Source organism: Arthrobacter sp. 05T45 (assembly GCF_056395875.1).
In genome coordinates, this window is sequence record NZ_JBFTKI010000024.1 from 1 (window position 1) to 15,930 (window position 15,930).

Annotated in this window: 15 protein-coding genes; 8 read left to right on the top strand and 7 right to left on the bottom strand. The window is 67.0% G+C overall.

The window, feature by feature from the left end; all coding sequences use genetic code 11:
• Positions 1 to 145: 145 nt before the first annotated feature.
• The 3 genes from AC1DGD_RS17965 to AC1DGD_RS17975 are packed head-to-tail and all read right to left on the bottom strand — an operon-like array spanning position 146 to position 2,458.
• Positions 146 to 865 (bottom strand): hypothetical protein, encoded by a 720-nt coding sequence (locus tag AC1DGD_RS17965; protein ID WP_476857718.1) that lies wholly within the window; start codon positions 863 to 865, stop codon positions 146 to 148.
• On the bottom strand, positions 858 to 1,661 hold the full coding sequence (locus tag AC1DGD_RS17970) for an alpha/beta hydrolase (RefSeq protein WP_476857719.1): 804 nt from the start codon (positions 1,659 to 1,661) through the stop codon (positions 858 to 860). Before AC1DGD_RS17970 ends, AC1DGD_RS17965 begins: the two co-directional genes overlap by 8 nt.
• Positions 1,658 to 2,458: an alpha/beta hydrolase gene (locus AC1DGD_RS17975; protein WP_476857720.1), complete on the bottom strand. Its 801-nt coding sequence runs from the start codon at positions 2,456 to 2,458 to the stop codon at positions 1,658 to 1,660. The genes AC1DGD_RS17970 and AC1DGD_RS17975 overlap by 4 nt, the downstream gene beginning before the upstream one ends.
• Positions 2,459 to 2,570: 112 nt before the next feature.
• Between AC1DGD_RS17975 and AC1DGD_RS17980 the strand changes: the two genes are divergently transcribed.
• A complete protein-coding gene (locus AC1DGD_RS17980; protein WP_223916608.1) occupies positions 2,571 to 3,413 on the top strand; it encodes a lysophospholipid acyltransferase family protein in 843 nt (280 codons plus the stop codon).
• A gap of 84 nt (positions 3,414 to 3,497) precedes the next feature.
• On the top strand, positions 3,498 to 4,892 hold the full coding sequence (locus AC1DGD_RS17985) for a class II 3-deoxy-7-phosphoheptulonate synthase (RefSeq protein ID WP_243179595.1): 1,395 nt from the start codon (positions 3,498 to 3,500) through the stop codon (positions 4,890 to 4,892).
• Between the two features lie 145 nt (positions 4,893 to 5,037).
• Here the strand turns inward: AC1DGD_RS17985 and AC1DGD_RS17990 are convergent, their stop codons facing one another.
• Together AC1DGD_RS17990 and AC1DGD_RS17995 are read right to left on the bottom strand one after the other, a co-directional pair.
• Entirely contained in the window at positions 5,038 to 7,194 is a 2,157-nt protein-coding gene (locus AC1DGD_RS17990) for a Stk1 family PASTA domain-containing Ser/Thr kinase (protein ID WP_476857721.1), read from the bottom strand.
• 121 nt (positions 7,195 to 7,315) lie between these two features.
• Positions 7,316 to 8,710 carry a LysM peptidoglycan-binding domain-containing protein gene (locus AC1DGD_RS17995; RefSeq protein WP_476857722.1) on the bottom strand — a complete coding sequence of 465 codons (1,395 nt, stop codon included), beginning with the start codon at positions 8,708 to 8,710 and terminating at the stop codon, positions 7,316 to 7,318.
• Between the two features lie 308 nt (positions 8,711 to 9,018).
• On the opposite strand from AC1DGD_RS17995, the gene AC1DGD_RS18000 reads away from it, so the two are divergent.
• Positions 9,019 to 9,372, top strand: coding sequence for an Rv2175c family DNA-binding protein (locus tag AC1DGD_RS18000; RefSeq protein ID WP_026266238.1), 354 nt, complete (start codon positions 9,019 to 9,021; stop codon positions 9,370 to 9,372).
• A 136-nt stretch (positions 9,373 to 9,508) separates the two neighbouring features.
• Here the strand turns inward: AC1DGD_RS18000 and AC1DGD_RS18005 are convergent, their stop codons facing one another.
• Both AC1DGD_RS18005 and AC1DGD_RS18010 read right to left on the bottom strand, forming a co-directional pair.
• The gene (locus tag AC1DGD_RS18005; protein WP_476857723.1) at positions 9,509 to 10,603 is read right to left on the bottom strand and encodes a polyprenyl synthetase family protein; all 1,095 of its coding nucleotides are present in this window, start codon (positions 10,601 to 10,603) and stop codon (positions 9,509 to 9,511) included.
• A complete protein-coding gene (locus AC1DGD_RS18010) occupies positions 10,600 to 11,127 on the bottom strand; it encodes a RodZ family helix-turn-helix domain-containing protein (RefSeq protein WP_028275890.1) in 528 nt (175 codons plus the stop codon). The genes AC1DGD_RS18005 and AC1DGD_RS18010 overlap by 4 nt, the downstream gene beginning before the upstream one ends.
• A 115-nt stretch (positions 11,128 to 11,242) precedes the next feature.
• Between AC1DGD_RS18010 and dinB the strand changes: the two genes are divergently transcribed.
• The 5 genes from dinB to ftsL all read left to right on the top strand — a co-directional run bounded on the left by dinB (position 11,243) and on the right by ftsL (position 15,929).
• Positions 11,243 to 12,499, top strand: a complete 1,257-nt coding sequence (gene dinB / locus AC1DGD_RS18015; RefSeq protein ID WP_476857724.1) for a DNA polymerase IV — start codon at positions 11,243 to 11,245, stop codon at positions 12,497 to 12,499.
• A gap of 294 nt (positions 12,500 to 12,793) precedes the next feature.
• Positions 12,794 to 13,165 (top strand): DUF3040 domain-containing protein, encoded by a 372-nt coding sequence (locus AC1DGD_RS18020; protein ID WP_028275888.1) that lies wholly within the window; start codon positions 12,794 to 12,796, stop codon positions 13,163 to 13,165.
• A 435-nt stretch (positions 13,166 to 13,600) separates the two neighbouring features.
• The gene (gene mraZ, locus AC1DGD_RS18025; protein ID WP_028275887.1) at positions 13,601 to 14,029 is read left to right on the top strand and encodes a division/cell wall cluster transcriptional repressor MraZ; all 429 of its coding nucleotides are present in this window, start codon (positions 13,601 to 13,603) and stop codon (positions 14,027 to 14,029) included.
• Between the two features lie 218 nt (positions 14,030 to 14,247).
• Complete coding sequence (rsmH, locus tag AC1DGD_RS18030; RefSeq protein ID WP_476857725.1) at positions 14,248 to 15,246, top strand: 16S rRNA (cytosine(1402)-N(4))-methyltransferase RsmH; 999 nt, start codon at positions 14,248 to 14,250, stop codon at positions 15,244 to 15,246.
• Positions 15,243 to 15,929, top strand: coding sequence for a cell division protein FtsL (gene ftsL, locus AC1DGD_RS18035; protein WP_476857726.1), 687 nt, complete (start codon positions 15,243 to 15,245; stop codon positions 15,927 to 15,929). Before rsmH ends, ftsL begins: the two co-directional genes overlap by 4 nt.
• The last annotated feature ends 1 nt before the right edge of the window (position 15,930 follow it).

Consider the following 15,930-nt stretch of genomic DNA (forward strand, 5'->3'; position numbering starts at 1 on the left):
GCATTAGCGTGAGACATTGAGGACCTCCTGGTCGCTGCAGCGGTTGTCTAAGCAACTCCACTGTGCAACCGGAGGTCCTCACCTTTAGGTCAACGACTCCAGCGAGTCATTACATTCACCGAACCAACGTCCCTGGGCAGTACAACTAGATGCGCGCCCCGTCGTCGTGCTCGTCCTTCTCGCCCGGCAGCTTCATGATCAGGAACACCACGGAGGCCGCGAACGCGGCCACCATGCCCACGATCGCCAGCGTCGGGGCTGACCGCCAGAACATCGCCGAGAACACGAGCGCAATCGGGCCGCCCACCGCTCCAATCCAGGCAAGGACGGTCATCGGATCTGCACCGGCCAGGCTGGGCGGCTCCTCCGGGACGAACACGCCATCGTCGTCGTCGGCCTCGTAGTCCCGGGGGCCGGATGCGGTGTCCGGTGCCTCACTGCTGCCCGGGGCCGGGTTCCCCGGGGCGGAGGCGAGCCGCTCCCTGGCGGAAAGTTCGATCGGCGCGACGCCGGCGAGGCCCAGCGGGTCGAAATCGCTGAACAACCTGTTCGCGCCGGTGCCAGCACCGGAGCCAGCGCCGGAGCCAGTGCCGGTGCCGCCGGCGCTGTTGGTTTCGCCGGCCGGGCCGTCAGTTCCCCCAACTGCCTCGTTCCCGCCTGCCCCGACCCCTTCCAGCCTGGCGACGAGATCCAGCCACACGGCGTCGTCATCGGCAAGCGGTTCGTCCGCGGCGGCCGGGTCCTGCGCCTCAGGGGGCGGGGTGGTGCCCGGACGCTGGAGGCCGGATGCGTCAGCGCCAGGCGACCGGGCGTCGTCGGGGTCAGGGGTCTCGGGGTCAGGGACGTCGGGGTCCGGTTTAGTCATTGGCCGTGTCCTTCCGGCTGGCGCGGGCGGCGCCCGGACCGGCTGCGGCTGCAACGGACCGGACAAATTCGGCCGTGCCACGGAAGATCTCGGGCGCGTCGTTGTCCATGGTAGCGACGTGGTAGCTGTTTTCCAGCCGGACCACCTCAAGCGGGGCGTTGGTCAACCCGCGGCGCAGGGCCTCCATGCTGGATTCGGACACCACGTGGTCCACTGTGGAACGGTAGACCCGGACCGGAGCCGTGACGCGGGGCAGCAGCCGCACGGTGTCCTTGAACATCTTGTTGAGCTCGTGCGCGGCGGCCACCGGGGTGCGCGGGTAGGCGCACTCATCCATGCCCGGTTTGAGGATGTCATTGGCGATCGCCGGGGTGCTCTTGAGGACAAACTTCAAGACGCCCGCCAGCGGGGCGCGGGGATCATCGATGACCAGGCCGGGGTTGACCACCACCACCCCCGCTACGGGGCGGGTGGCCGCGATCCGCAACGCGAGGGCGCCGCCCATGGACAGCCCCGCCACGACCACGACGTCGCATTCTTCCGCAAGCTCCAGGTAGGCCGCGTCCAAGGCAGCATGCCAGTCCTGCCACCGGGTCTTGGCCAGCTCCTGCCAGCTCGTTCCGTGCCCCGGCAGCAGGGGCAGCCGGACGGCGAACCCGGCACCGGCCAGGGACAACGCCCAGTCCCGCACACCGTGCGGGCTGCCGGTGAAGCCGTGCGAGACCACGACCCCGGTCCGGGGGATGGTTCCGGTGAACGGGCTGCTGAACGGCGAATGGTCCGGGAGGATGCTCATGGGGACTCCGAGGGGGCGCGGGGCGGCGAAATGGCGTGGGCGTGCTGCAGGAAGAAACGCACTGATTCTTCAAAGAGTAGCGGCGCATCGGCGTCCAGGGTGGCAACGTGCCCGCTCTTCGGGAGGGGAACCACCGTTAGCTCCCGGGACCCGAGCCGCCTGCGCAGCAGCGCCAGGGACGACGGCGGGACCACCGCGTCGGTGTCCGACTTGAACACCAGGGCCGGGGCGGAGACGGACGGCAGGTCCCGGAGGGTCGCGGCGAACAGCCGGCGCAACTGGTGGACGGCGGCCAGCGGCGTCAGGGAGTAGTCACCGTCGTCGGTGGTGGCCGCCGTGGAATTCTCCTCCTGGACGGGCGTGGTGGTGTGCTGGAAGTACTTGAGCAGTCCCACGATCCGGACCCTGCGGTCATAGAAGCTCAGGCCGGGGTTGACGGCGGCCACGCCGGCCACGCTGTGGCGGGCCGCGGTACGCAGGGCGATCGTGCCGCCCATGGACAGTCCCGCGACATAGCAGTCATCAGTCCGGGCGGCCAGGTCCAGGTAGGCCGTTTCAAAGCTCCTGTACCAGTCCTGCCAGCCCTGCCGGGCGAGATCCCGCCAGTGGGTGCCGTGCCCGGGCAGTAGCGGTACCGAGACGGCGAAGCCCTGGGCGGCGAGGTGGCGGGCCCACGGCAGGACGCTGAGCGGGCTGCCTGTGAAGCCGTGGCAGATGGCCACACCGGTCCGGGCGTTGGGGCCGTGGCCCGGGTAGCTGAAAGCGGCGGGCGCAGGGGGAGTGCTGCTTTCAGTCATGAGCCCATCGTGTCACCCCTAGCGCCAAAACTCACTAGAGTAAGGTGTCCATTGAAGCCTGGCCGGACCCGGTTCGGGCCGCAGGCCAGACGCCTTCCGGAGAGGTCACCGAGTGTTTTATTGGTTCATGAAGACGTTTGTCCTGGGGCCGGTGCTCAGGCTGCTGTTCCGGCCCTGGGTCAAGGGCCTTGACAACGTCCCTGCCGAGGGCGCCGCGATCCTTGCCTCGAACCACCTCTCCTTCTCGGATTCCATCTTCATGCCGGTCATGGTGCCGCGGCCGGTCGCGTTCCTGGCGAAATCCGAATACTTCACCGGCACCGGGATCAAGGGCAGGCTGACCGCAGCGTTCTTCCGGCTCACCAACCAGCTCCCCATGGACCGGTCCGGGGGCGCCGCGTCCGCGCAGTCGCTGAACGCCGGGATGGACGTGCTCAAGAAGGGTTCCCTGCTGGGCATCTACCCCGAGGGGACCCGCAGCCCCGACGGGCGCCTCTACCGCGGCAAGGTGGGGGTTGCGCGCCTTGCGCTGCAGGCCCGCGTCCCGGTCATCCCGGTGGCAATGATCGGAACGGACAAGGTCCAGCCGATCGGCAAGCGCGTGCCCAACATCCGCCGCATCGGCATGATCTTTGGCGAACCGCTCGACTTCAGCCGCTACTACGGGATGGAGGATGACCGGCTGATCCAGCGTTCAGTGACTGACGAGATCATGTACGAACTCATGCGCCTCTCCGGCCAGGAATACGTGGATGAGTACGCCGCCGTCGTGAAGCTCCGCCTGGCGGGCAAAGCGCAGGACGCGGCCCCGGACAAAACCCCTGCGGGCCCTGACGCGGTGCAGGATGCGGCCGCCGGCAATACCCCGAACGAAGCCCCAAACACGGCCCCACCGGAAACCCCGAATGAAGCCGCTGCCGGGGATGCGGGGCCGGAGGTTCCCGGCCCCTCATGAGCGGGCCGCGGGTGCCATATGACGGCAGCCGGGCTGTCAATGACAGGCAGGGCCCCCGAACCTTGATGGGGCAACTATCCTTAGATAGTGACCGAGCTATCTGAGAAACCAGTTTCCCCGCTGACCAGCACCGCCCAGAGCGGAGCCGCCAACTATCCCGGACTGGACAACTGGCGGGAGCTCCCGGCCTCGCAGCAGCCCACCTGGTCGGACCCGGCTGTGTTCGAGGCGTCTGTCAAGGAACTTTCCGTCCTCCCGCCCCTCGTGTTCGCCGGCGAAGTGGACATTCTTCGCGAACGGCTCGCCGCCGCCGCGCAGGGCAAGGCGTTCCTGCTCCAGGGCGGCGACTGCGCCGAGACCTTCGAAGCCGCGACGGCGGACAAGATCAGCGCCCGCGTCCGGACCATCCTGCAGATGGCCGTTGTCCTGACCTACGGCGCGGCCATGCCCGTCATCAAGATGGGCCGCATGGCTGGCCAGTTCGCCAAGCCCCGCTCCTCCAACGATGAAACGCGCGAGGGCGTCACCCTGCCGGCCTACCGGGGCGACATCGTCAACGGCTACGATTTCACGCCCGAGTCCCGCGCCCACGACGCCGGCCGGATGCTCAAGGCCTACCACACCTCCGCTTCGACGCTGAACCTGATCCGCGCCTTCACCCAGGGCGGTTTCGCGGACCTGCGCCTGGTGCACCAGTGGAACAAGGGCTTCACCGAGAACCCGGCCCACGCCCGCTACGAGTCCCTGGCCCGGGACATCGACCGCGCCATCAAGTTCATGGCCTCCTGCGGTGCCGACTTCGAGGCCCTGAAGCGGGTGGAATTCTACGCGAGCCACGAGGCCCTGCTGCTGGACTACGAGCGCGCCCTGACCCGCATCGACTCGCGCACGGGGCTGCCCTACGACACCTCCGCGCACTTCCTCTGGATCGGGGAGCGGACCCGCGAGCTGGACCACGCACACGTTGACTTCCTCTCCCGCGTCCGCAACCCGATCGGCGTCAAGCTCGGCCCGTCGACCAGCGGCGACGACGCCCTGCGCCTGATCGACAAGCTGGATCCGAACCGGGAGCCCGGCCGGCTCACCTTCATCACCCGCATGGGTGCGGGCAACATCCGCGAGAAGCTGCCGGCGATCGTCGAGCGCGTCACCGCCTCCGGGGCCCAGGTCCTTTGGGTCACCGACCCCATGCACGGGAACACGGTCACCTCGCCCAACGGCTACAAGACCCGCAATTTCGACGACGTCATTGACGAAGTGCGCGGATTCTTCGAAGTCCACCACGCGCTCGGCACCGTTCCCGGCGGCCTGCACGTGGAGATGACGGGGGACGACGTCGCCGAGTGCCTCGGCGGAGCCGACCCGATCGACCAGGAAGCCTTCCTGGACCGCTACGAGTCGGTCTGCGATCCGCGCCTGAACCACATGCAGTCGCTCGAGATGGCGTTCCTGGTGGCCGGAGCGCTCTCCAAGCGCTGACGCACTGATCGGCAGAATGCGTCTGGCAGAACGCATTCCGGCAGAACGTTTCCCACAGAACGCATTCTGAGAAAAAGCTCCGCCCGGCTACAGCAGCCGGGCGGAGCTTTCTTGTGTAATGGCAGAGGCCGGAGCGGGGTGCCGGTCAGACGACGGTGAGCGTGACGGTCGAGCCTTCCGGGGCCTTCGTGTCCACCGGATTCTGGTCCCGGACCGTGCCGAAGAAACCGCCGAGGATGTTATCGACCTGGACTTTGAAGCCGAGTTTCTCAAGGGCTTCCTGGGCCTCCGAGGCCTGCTTGCCGATGAAGCTGGGGACCTCGACGAGCTTCGGGCCCTTCGAGATGGTCAAGGTGACGGTGCCGCCCTTGGTCAGGTTGCCGGAGGCCGGGTCCTGCGCCAGCACCGCGCCCTCGGGGACATTCCTGTCGTTGACTGCTTCCGGGGCCACCACGGCCTTCAGGCCGGCGGCTTCCAGGGCCTTAACAGCGGCGTCCTGCGCCTGCCCGCGGACATCCGGGACCGGGATGGGCTGCGGGCCCTTCGAGACAGTCAGGCCCACGGGCGTCCCGTGCCTGACCGGGTTGCCGCTGCGCGGAGCCTGGGCAAGGACGGTTCCGGCAGGCGCCTTCTCGTCGAAGGTCTCGGTAATCGGGCCCAAAGCCATCTGGGCGCCGTTGAGCGTGGTCTTGGCCTCGTCCAGGCTCTTGCCGGCCAGTTCCGGCAGCGGGAACAGCTCCGGGCCCTTGGACACGGCCAGCGACACGGGCTGGAACTTGCGGATGACCTCCCCGGCGGTCGGCTCCGAGCCGACCACGAGCCCGGGCGAGACGTCGTCGTCGAAGACATCCTTCACGGTGGATTGGAAGCCGGCGGTGCGGAGCAGGTCCTGGGCCTCGGCAACTGTCTTGTTCGCCACCGGGGGAATCGTTCCCGGCGACCCCGGACCCATGCCGAAGAACCAGCCGGCGACGGCGGCGAGCAGCGCCGCGACGACGAGCAGGACGATCCACAGCAAGCCGCGGCGCCGGGGGTTGCCCTCGTGCAGGGTCCTGGTGGGCGTGGCGGCGGCTCGCTGGCGCGCCTTCTCCTCGTCCCGGTCCAGTTTGCGCTGGGCGCGTTTGCTGGGGGCAACCGCGCCCTCCGCCGGGCCGTCATACCCGGCGCCGTCGTAGGCCGCCTCGTCCGGGGTGGACAACGGTCCGTAGGCCGGACGTCGCGGGGCACCGGACATCACGGTGGTCGGGTTGCCGCTGGTGCGGGAAATCATCTCGGTGGGCCGGGCGAGGCTGCCGTATACCTCAGTCTGCAATTCCGTGGGCATTCCGGTGGGCGGAAGCACGTGGGCCGTTTCCTGCGCGTCCGACGCCGGACCGGTACCGCCTGGCGGCCGGGTTGGCGGTGCTGCCACGGCCGGCAGGGTGCTGCGAGCCGCCGGCGGCTGGAGGTCGAGTTCGGCGTCGCTGAGGTTGGTCCTGATGTGCCGGAGCTCGGACAACAGGGCGCTGCCGTCGACGGGGCGCTTGTCCGGGTCCCGGTCCGTGCACCACTGGACGAGTTCGTCGATCTCCGCGGCCAGCCCGGGCACCTCCAGCGAGGGCGCTGCGACGGTGGAATTGACGTGCTGGTAGGCGACCTGGATGGGCACGTCGCCTTCGAACGGCTGCCGGCCCGTGATCATTTCGTAGAGCATGATCCCGACGGAATAGATGTCGCTGCGGGCATCTGCCTGTTTGCCCAGGACAAGTTCGGGGGAGATGTAGGCGACGGTCCCGATCAGGGCGCCCGTGCTGGTGGACGTCGAGATAGCGCGTGCCAGGCCGAAGTCGCCGAGCTTGATCCGCCCGTCGTCGGCGATCAGGACGTTTTCGGGCTTGATGTCCCGGTGGATCATTCCGGCGGCGTGCGCGGCGCCGAGGCCTTCGACGACCGGATCGATCAGCGCCAGGGCCAGCCGCGGCGACAGGGCGCCCTTGTCATTGAGGACATCCCGCAGCGTGTGGCCCTTGATGAATTCCATGACCAGATAGGCGAGCCGGCCGTCCTCGCCCTGGTCCAGGACGCCCACGACGTGTGGGTGGGAGAGCCGGGCGGCAGCCTTGGCTTCGCGGCCCAGCCGATCGAGGAACTGCGGGTCGTCGGCCAGGTGGGGATGGAGCACCTTCAGCGCGACATCACGCTCAAGGCGCTGGTCCGTGGCGAGGTACACGGTGGACATCCCGCCGCGGGCAAGCCTGGATTGAACCTGGTAGCGGTTGTCCACCAGGTTCCCTACGAGAGCATCCGACACGTATTCCTGCACCTTACAATCGTAGTCGCTGGACAGAAACGGGCCCGAATCAACATGCGATCCGGGCCCGTAGCGTCACGCTCCGCCGAAAGGGAGCCTGTGCTGGAGTCTGTAGTTGGCCGAGCGGCCGGGTTTAGCCGAACAGCTGCCGGTTGGCCTTGATGGCGGCGACGTAGCCCTTGGTGTCCTCGAACATGCCGTTCTGGCTCACCGAGTACTGGCCCTGGTAGTAGCCGGCGATTGCGGTGTCCACATCCGGGCTCGTGCGGACCAACTGGCGGATGATCGCGATGCCTGCCGTGGCGTTGTCGTAGGGATCGAGCAGGTTCAGCTGGCGGCCCACCAGATCGGAGGCCCATTCGCCGGAGGATGGGATGACCTGCATGGTGCCGATCGCATTGGCCGGTGACACCGCACGCTGGTCGAAGCCGGATTCCTGGAAGGCAAAAGCCAGTGCAAGGCTGGCGTCCACGCCCATGCGCCGGGCCGTGTCCGCCACGATCGACTTCATCTGCTGGCGGGTGGGCACCGGAGAGGCATTGAGCAGCGCCTTGTTCTGGTTGGCCGAGCTGACCACCGCGGCCGGGTAGCTGAACCCGAGGAACGTGCTGGGCACGAGGGGCGTGGTGGTGGCAGGCGTGCTCGATGCCGGTGCGATGGTCGACGCGCCGGGGATGACGAGCTTCTGGCCGGGGTAGATGATGCTCGACATTGTCAGCCGGTTGGCCGACAGGACGTCCGAGAGCCTGACACCGTTGCGGGCCGCGATGCCGGAGAGGGTGTCGCCGGCCTTGATGGTGTAGGAGCCGGAACTGGCGGGCGCGGGCGCCGACGGCTTGGGTGCGGCGGCCGTCACGGGTGCGGAGGGGGCCGGCGTGCTGGAACCGCCGCCGACCTTGACCTTCTGGCCGGGATAGATCACGGAGCTCATGCCGAGCCCGTTCCACTTGAAGATCTCGGAAAGGCCAACGCCGTGGCGGGTGGCGATGGCGCTCAGGGTGTCGCCGGACTTGACGACGTACACGCTGCCGCCGCCCGAGGCGGGCGTTGTCGGCGCCGATTTCGCCGGTGCGGACGGTTTGGGCGCTGCCGGCGCCGGCGTCGAGCCCGTGAGCTTGATCTTCTGCCCCGGGTAGATGATGGTGTTCGCCTGCAGGTTGTTCAGCTTGAGCACGGCAAACGTGTCCAGGCCGTAGCGGCCGGCAATGGCACTGATGGTGTCGCCGCGGGCGATCGTGTAGACGGCCGGAGCGGCCGTCTGCGCGGGCCGCAAGGCGCTCGGCAGCGTCACCGGGACGGAGGCGGCCGGGATCACTGCCGCCTTCAGGGATGTCGCCGCGTCAGCCTTCGCCTGGGCACGCATGGCGGCCGCGAGCGTTGCCGGGACCGAGCGCACCCGCGATTCGGCTGCGGCAGGCTGGGCGATCGCCAGGGAGGAAAGCACGACGGCGGGAAGCGCCGCCGTCGTCGCCGCGATGAGCGGCAGGCTGCGCCCCGGACGGAGCTGTGGCGAACGTGAGGTTGTCATTGGAAAGATCCTCTTCTCAGCGGCAACGCTGCGGTCAGGCCGGTAGAACTGGTGTTACCAGTGTGACAAAAGTTATTTCTGTTATAAATGTGATCTATGTGAATCTCTCATGAATTGGCAATTAGCACAAGAACCGTTTGACATTCCGCAAACCCGTTTCCGGTGGAGTGTCGCCCGAAAGTCGTTCCAGGGGAGTCCCCCGGTGAAGCCGGGCGGCATTCCGGCGCGGCGGGACCGGCCATGGCCGCAGCGTGAATTCTGCGGATGCCGACTAGGCGGCGGGGCACCGGCCGTGGCAATCTTTATGCGTGAGTAATGTAGAAAGCCTCGTGGGCGAATGGCTGCCCCTGCCCGATGTCGCACAGCTTCTGAACGTATCTATCACCAAGGTCCATGCATTGCTGGACGAGCGTGCGCTGGCGGCCGTGAGAATCGGCGACCGGCGCATCCGGTCCGTGCCTGCGGCTTTCATCCAGGACGGGCATGCGGTGGAGAGCCTGAAAGGCACCATTGTTGTTCTCTCAGACGCCGGATACTCGGATGAGGAACTGATCAACTGGCTCTTTACGCCGGACGATTCCCTCCGCGGCCGGCCCATTGACGCCCTGCGGGAAGGGCGCAAGACCGAAATTCGCCGCAGGGCGCAATCACTGGCCTGGTAAAAGCAGACCGGCAGCAACTGCGCCGGCAGCATCCCCCGGACGTGCCATGACGGGCCGTGCACAGCGCAAGCGCCGTGCACGGCCCGCCGCGTTTCCAGGCACCGTTTAAAAAGGCATTGCTGCCGTGAGGGCCGGGTTAAGCGGCGCGGCTCACCGTGGCTTCTGCCAGCCTGCGGAGCGCGGTTTTGGGCAGCTCCTGAAGCGGCAGCAGGTCCAGGGCGGCGAAGGCGGCCTTGCCGAACTCCTCGATGAGCACTTCCGTGGCCTGGAGTGCGCCGCAGTCCACGATGATCCGCCGGATCTCCTCGATGTCCGCATCGCCGAGATCGGGGCTGCCCAGCTTGGCGTCGATGAACTCTGATTCGGCCGCGGAGGCCTGGTCCAGGGCGAAGGCCACCAGGACCGTGCGCTTGCCCTCACGGAGATCGTCCCCGGCAGGTTTGCCGGTGGTGACGGGGTCACCGAAGACGCCAAGGACATCGTCCCGCAGTTGGAACGCCTCACCGAGCGGCAGCGCGAACGCGGAATAGCCGCGCAGCAGCTCGTCGCCGGCGCCGGCCAGGGCGCCGCCGAGGGCGAGCGGGTGTTCGGTGGAGTATTTGGCCGACTTGAACCGGATGATGGACTGGGCCCGGCTGACGGCCCCGGCGCGGTCCCGCCGGGGCCCGGCGACCTCTTCCAGGATGTCGAGGTACTGCCCGGCCATGACTTCTGCACGCATGAGGTTGAAGATCAGCCGTGCCGGGCTGCCGGAGGCGGCACGGTGTCCGATCTCCGTGAACGATTCCTCGCTGAAGGACAGGCAGAGATCCCCGGTCAGGATCGCTGCCGCGTGGCCGAACCGCTCGCTGTCCAGCGCCCAGCCCTGGGCCTCGTGCAGTTCAATGAACCTGCGGTGGACGCTGGGTCCGCCCCGGCGGGTGTCCGAGCGGTCAATGATGTCATCGTGGATCAGGGCCGCGGCCTGGAACAGCTCCAGGGCCGAGCCGGCGGTGACCACCTCGGCGGCGCCGGCTTCTCCGCCGGCSCCGCGCCACCCCCAGTAGCACATGAGCGCCCGCAGGCGCTTTCCGCCCGTGACCAGGTTTGAGATCGAGCCCATGAGCGGATCGATGTCCTGGGAGATCGAGGCCATGATGGCCTGTCGGCTGGTCAGGAACTCGGTGAGCTTGCCGGTGACGGCGGCCACGTAATCCGCCTGCTCGAGCCGCAGCTGTTCGGCGAGACTCACTTGACGGACTCGGCAGCGACGTTCGCACCGATCGTGAACGTGGACACCCCTGTTGTCTGCATGACGGAGATGTTCACGGTTTCGTTGTCCCCGCGCAGGAAGTCCTTGGAAGGCAGGGCACCGACGGTTTCCCCGGGTACGGGCTTGAATCCCTGCGCCTGCAGCCCCTTGGCGTAGAAAGCCAGGACATCGGCGGCCGGGGCGGTGATGCTGCCGACCAGTGCCGCGGTTGCCGGCACCGTGGTTTTGTCGAAGCTGCTGGAGACGACCTGGGCTCCTGGCATCAGCGGCAGGAGTTTCTGCGGGAAGCCGGGTACGAGGGCGCCGACCGTGGCTGACGTGCCGGGCTCCGCGGAAGGGCTGGGGGGAGCCGTGGTGGAGGACTGCGCAGAGGCGTCCGGGGTCGACGCCGGCGACGCCGCCGGGCTCCCGGTGCCGGCAGGCGTGCATGCGGCCAAGGCCAATAGCGCGCCAGCCGCCGCGATGGCGGCTGCGGCACGTTTGCGCTGTCCAAATACCTTCACAGGGACTTTCCTCCTGGGGTTGAAGCGGAATCAGCCTCCAGTTTAGTCAGTCCCCGGGCATAGGATTGAAGACGTGGGGCCGGACGCAGAGAATCAGCAGGGAGCGCAGAGGAATATGCACCCCAACGGGCCCTCGAATGCGCAGCCCCAGATCCAGCCTGCCGGCAGCCTGGGCGGGGACTCACTGCTGGAACTGCGGCGCAGCAGCATCATGCACGTGGACATGGACGCCTTCTTTGTCTCCGTGGAGTTGCGCAGCCGGCCCGAGCTGAAGGGAAAGCCCGTGATTGTGGGCTACCCGGCGGACCGCTCCGTGGTGCTCTCCGCGTCCTATGAGGCCCGCGCCTTCGGCGTCAGATCGGCGATGCCCATGGTGGTGGCGGCGCGCATGTGCCCCTCGGCTGTCATCATCGAGCCCCGCCACAAGCTGTACTACGAAGTGTCCGGCCAGATCATGGCAATCTTTGGTTCCATCACCGACCTCGTCGAGCCGCTCAGCGTGGATGAGGCGTTCCTGGACGTCGGGGGAGCCATCCGGAGGCTCGGGCCGCCACGGGAGATTGGCGAACTCATCCGGGCCCGTGTGTTCCGGGAGCTGGGCATTACGGCATCAGTGGGCATCGCCGCCAGCAAGTTTGTGGCCAAGATCGCGTCCACCCGCTGCAAACCGGACGGGCTGCTGCTGATCCGGCCGGAGGAAACCGTCCCCTACCTGCACAGCCTTCCCGTCAGTGCGCTCTGGGGAGTCGGCGGCAAGACCGTGGAGGTGCTGGCCCGACGGGGCATCAGGACGGTGGCGGACGTCGCAGCGTCGCCGCTGCCCTCGCTGCGCAAGCTGCTGGGCGCATCGGGGGAGCATGTCTACCGGCTCGCCTGGGGCATCGATCCGCGGCCCGTGACGCCGGTCCGCCTGGAAAAGAGCATTGGTGCCGAGGAGACGTTCGCCACTGACACCGCGGATGACGCGCTGCTTCACAGGGAGCTGCTGCGCCTTTCGCACCGGACGGCGGAGCGCCTCCGCAGTGCCGGCATGCACGCCCGCACCGTGGCGCTCAAGCTGCGCTACGCCGACTTTTCCACTATTACCCGCAGCCGCACCGTGAGCACACCGATCGACAGCGCCCAACTCCTGTACGCGGTGGCAGTGCAGCTCCTGGAATCTGTGGGTCAGCGGCCCATGACGGTCCGGCTGGTCGGCATCCGCGCCGAGCAGCTGGAAGAGGCCGCCGATGCCCCGCTTCAGCTCAGTCTTGACCGCCGGGACGACAACTGGCGGGCCGCCGAACAAGCCCTCGATGCTGTCACCCGGAAGTTCGGCAACAAGTCCGTCCTTCCGGCCCGGCTCCTGGATTCCGGGGGCGCCCTTGAGTGAACCCGGCCGGAACCCCGTCGGGCCGCCCGTTCCCAAGGGTTCCGGCGGCGAAAGGGCCTTAAGACTGTCTTTCAGAACAGGCCGCAACAATCTATCCTTATTAATACCTAGGTTTAGGACTACTGGATCGACCGTTAGGGCGACCTGGCCAGCTAAGACCGGCGCGGGAGAGCTGATTTGACCCCCTTTTCACCAATGGCGGTGACGGGGGAACCACTTCGGAATCCCGGGCGTTAGGGAATTAGGGCAATGGCCACGTCATGCCCGGACGTTGGCAGACTTGAGGAGGTCGTGATGCCGCTCTCGGAACACGAACAGAAGTTGCTGGAGCAACTTGAGAAGCAGCTGCATGAGGACGACCCAAAGTTTGCAAGCTCAATGGGATCGGTCCCCGGACGCTCATGGTCCACCCGCCACCTTGTCATCGGCGTGCTCGCGACTCTCGCGGGCGTGCTGCTGTTATTGGTCGGGGTGTCGATGCAGAACATCTTTGTCGGGGTCCTCGGCTTTGTTGTGATGGGCGCCGGCGTCTATTTCGCCACGATGCGCAGTTCTGCGGTCGGCAAGGCCAGGGCAGCCGGCGGACGCAAGCAGGGCAAGCCCAGGAGTTCGTTCATGAGCAACCTCGAGCAGCGCTGGGACGAACGGCACGGGGGCGAGTCCTAAACCGCTCAGTGACGGCCCCGTAAAGTCCTCCACTTCCCGCCACCGGTCCGCCGGGGAGCGGCGCGAGACCCGCTTCGGCGGGTCTTTCGCCATTTAACGCGGTTATTTCCGGCGCCTTTGCTGCAGCGTTGCCGGAATTTGGCTTCGATGGCGCCGCAAAAGGGACAACCGCACCGAATTATTCGCTCCCGCGCCGGTACGCCCCGTCAATCGGTGCGGGGCGGGAGGGAAGCAGGCAAAAATCGCTCCACTTTCCCCCACCAGTCCCGATTGCCTGCAAATGCTGGGAAGAAGGGGGATAAACATCCGCAGAATTGTCTAAACATCCCGGGCGTGTCGTTGACTGTGGAGCGATGTGGAGTAATGTGGAGGACGTAAGAGGGTAGTGGCAGCACAGGGGACGTTGGACTTCCTAAAACAGACAGGCGGTGGGCCGTGTTTCTCGGCACACATTCGCCGCGTCTGGATGAAAAAGGTCGAATTATCCTCCCCGCGAAGTTCCGAGAGGAACTTGCCAGCGGGCTGGTTCTCACAAGGGGCCAGGAGCGTTGCATCTACGTCTTCAGTGAGGCGGAATTCGGCCGGGTTCACGAGCAGATGCGGGAGGCTCCAATTTCCTCCAAGCAGGCACGTGACTACATCCGTGTTTTCCTCTCTGGAGCCTCGGACGAGGTACCTGACAAGCAGGGGCGCGTGACGATTCCGCCGGCGCTCCGGGAGTATGCAGGTCTTGGCCGGGAACTCGCCGTCATTGGCGCAGGATCCCGGGCAGAGATCTGGGACGCCCAAGCCTGGAATGAGTACCTGGCCGAAAAGGAAACCGCCTTCTCGGAAACAGACGACGCCATCCCGGGGATTCTCTGAACCCCCACTGATCCACCAGCAAACAACGTTCCTTGATCGAGATCTCCAGCCGCCCATCCGGTTGTTGTCCTGGCTCACTTCCCCGGAGCCAGGCCGGCGCAGGATAGGCGCGGATGGGGATCTGGACCAAGGAACGTTGCGTAAGAGCAGTACCAAGCAACTAGCAAAGCGCAACTAGCAAAGCTCAAAACAAACAAGGCCAACGAAAGGACGAAGGCATGACGGATCCCGACCAGGCGAAGCCGACGTCCGAACGCCATGTACCGGTCCTCAAGGACCGGTGCATCAATTTGTTGGCCCCCGGCATCGAGGCCGCACGGAGCCGCGGCGAGACCCCCGTGGTGATCGACGCCACGCTCGGCATGGGCGGACACTCGGAGGCCCTCCTGCAGCGCTTCCCGGACCTTCACCTGATCGGCATCGACCGCGACGAGGAAGCCCTGGCACTGGCGGGGTCCAGGCTGGCGCCCTTCGAGAACCGGACCGACCTCGTTCACGCCGTCTACGACGAAATCCCGGACGTCCTCGAAGACCTGGGCTTCACCGAAGTCCACGGAGTGCTCATGGACCTCGGCGTATCGTCCCTCCAGCTGGACGAGCGGGAACGCGGCTTCGCCTACTCCTTCGATGCGCCCCTGGACATGCGGATGGACACCAGCCGGGGCCAGACGGCCGCCGATGTCGTCAATAACTACAGCGAAGAAGAACTCGTCCGGATCATCCGGAAGTGGGGCGAAGAGAAGTTCGCCGGCCGCATCGCGAACAGGATCGTGGCCGCGCGCGCCGAAAAGCCCTTCACCACCACCGGCGAACTGGTCGACCAGATCCGGGCCGTGGTGCCCGCCGGTGCCGCCAAATCCGGCGGCCACCCCGCGAAGCGCACTTTCCAGGCGCTCCGGATCGAGGTCAACGAGGAACTGGACGTCCTCGAGCGCGCCATCCCGGCAGCGATCGAGGCCATCGCCCTCGGCGGCCGTGTGGTGGTCATGTCCTACCACTCCCTGGAAGACAAGATCGTCAAGGGCTTCTTCCAGGCCGGATCGAAGTCGTCGGCGCCGCTCGGCTTCCCGGTCGAGCTCGAAGAGCACAAAGCCGAACTCAAAACCCTGACAAAGGGCACCGAGGTACCCACCGCCGCTGAAATCGCCGAAAACCCCCGCGCAGCTTCCGCCCGGCTGCGCGCCGTCGAACGCATCAAAGCCAGGAGAGCCGCATGAGCACCGCCGCCGTCAACAGCTACCCCGTTGCCCAGGGCGCCACTGCCCGTGCCCTGCCCGGCCTCCGCCCCGGCCTTGACCAGCCCCGCAAGGCACGCACCCCGCTGTCGGTGGTCCGCTCCGTGCCGCGCAAGCGCCGCGCACCGTTCGTGGTGCTCTGCTTCGGGCTCCTGGCGATTGCCCTCATGGCCGTGCTGGTCCTGAACATCTCCGTCTCCTCAGCCCAGTACCAGCTGGTCCAGCTCCGCAGTGAACAGACCACGCTGACCAAGCAGAACCAGGACCTCACCCAGCAGGTGCAGAACTTCGACGCCCCGCAGAACCTGGCGGCCAAGGCCACGGAGCTGGGTATGGTGGCTTCGGTCGCCAAGGGCCAGATCGACCTCTCCACCCTCAATGTCACCGGCAAGGCCAAGCCGGCCGTCAAGGGTGATGCCCCGGGCGCCGTCATCGCCGCACCGGCCGTCGCCGGGCAGCTCACGGTTGTCCCGCCGGCCACGGAGAACGAGCCTCTCGCCCAGCGCAAGGCGGCGGACACCAAGCCGGCAGACACCAAACCGGCGGACACAGACAAGGCGCCGGCAGCTGTGAAGCCCGCACCCGCACCGAGACCCGCCGCCCCCGCCGTGGAACTCCACGGCGGCTCGGTTCCCGCCCCCGCACAGAAGACGCCGGGGCAGTAAC

Excerpts from the sequence above, each read along its gene's own strand:
- ftsL (WP_476857726.1), top strand. The coding sequence starts at position 15,243 with ATGAGCACCGCCGCCGTCAACAGCTACCCCGTTGCCCAGGGCGCCACT.
- AC1DGD_RS17970 (WP_476857719.1), bottom strand. The coding sequence starts at position 1,661 with ATGAGCATCCTCCCGGACCATTCGCCGTTCAGCAGCCCGTTCACCGGA.
- AC1DGD_RS17975 (WP_476857720.1), bottom strand. The coding sequence starts at position 2,458 with ATGACTGAAAGCAGCACTCCCCCTGCGCCCGCCGCTTTCAGCTACCCG.
- dinB (WP_476857724.1), top strand. The coding sequence starts at position 11,243 with ATGCACCCCAACGGGCCCTCGAATGCGCAGCCCCAGATCCAGCCTGCC.
- rsmH (WP_476857725.1), top strand. The coding sequence starts at position 14,248 with ATGACGGATCCCGACCAGGCGAAGCCGACGTCCGAACGCCATGTACCG.
- AC1DGD_RS18020 (WP_028275888.1), top strand. The coding sequence starts at position 12,794 with ATGCCGCTCTCGGAACACGAACAGAAGTTGCTGGAGCAACTTGAGAAG.
- AC1DGD_RS17995 (WP_476857722.1), bottom strand. The coding sequence starts at position 8,710 with ATGACAACCTCACGTTCGCCACAGCTCCGTCCGGGGCGCAGCCTGCCG.
- AC1DGD_RS17965 (WP_476857718.1), bottom strand. The coding sequence starts at position 865 with ATGACTAAACCGGACCCCGACGTCCCTGACCCCGAGACCCCTGACCCC.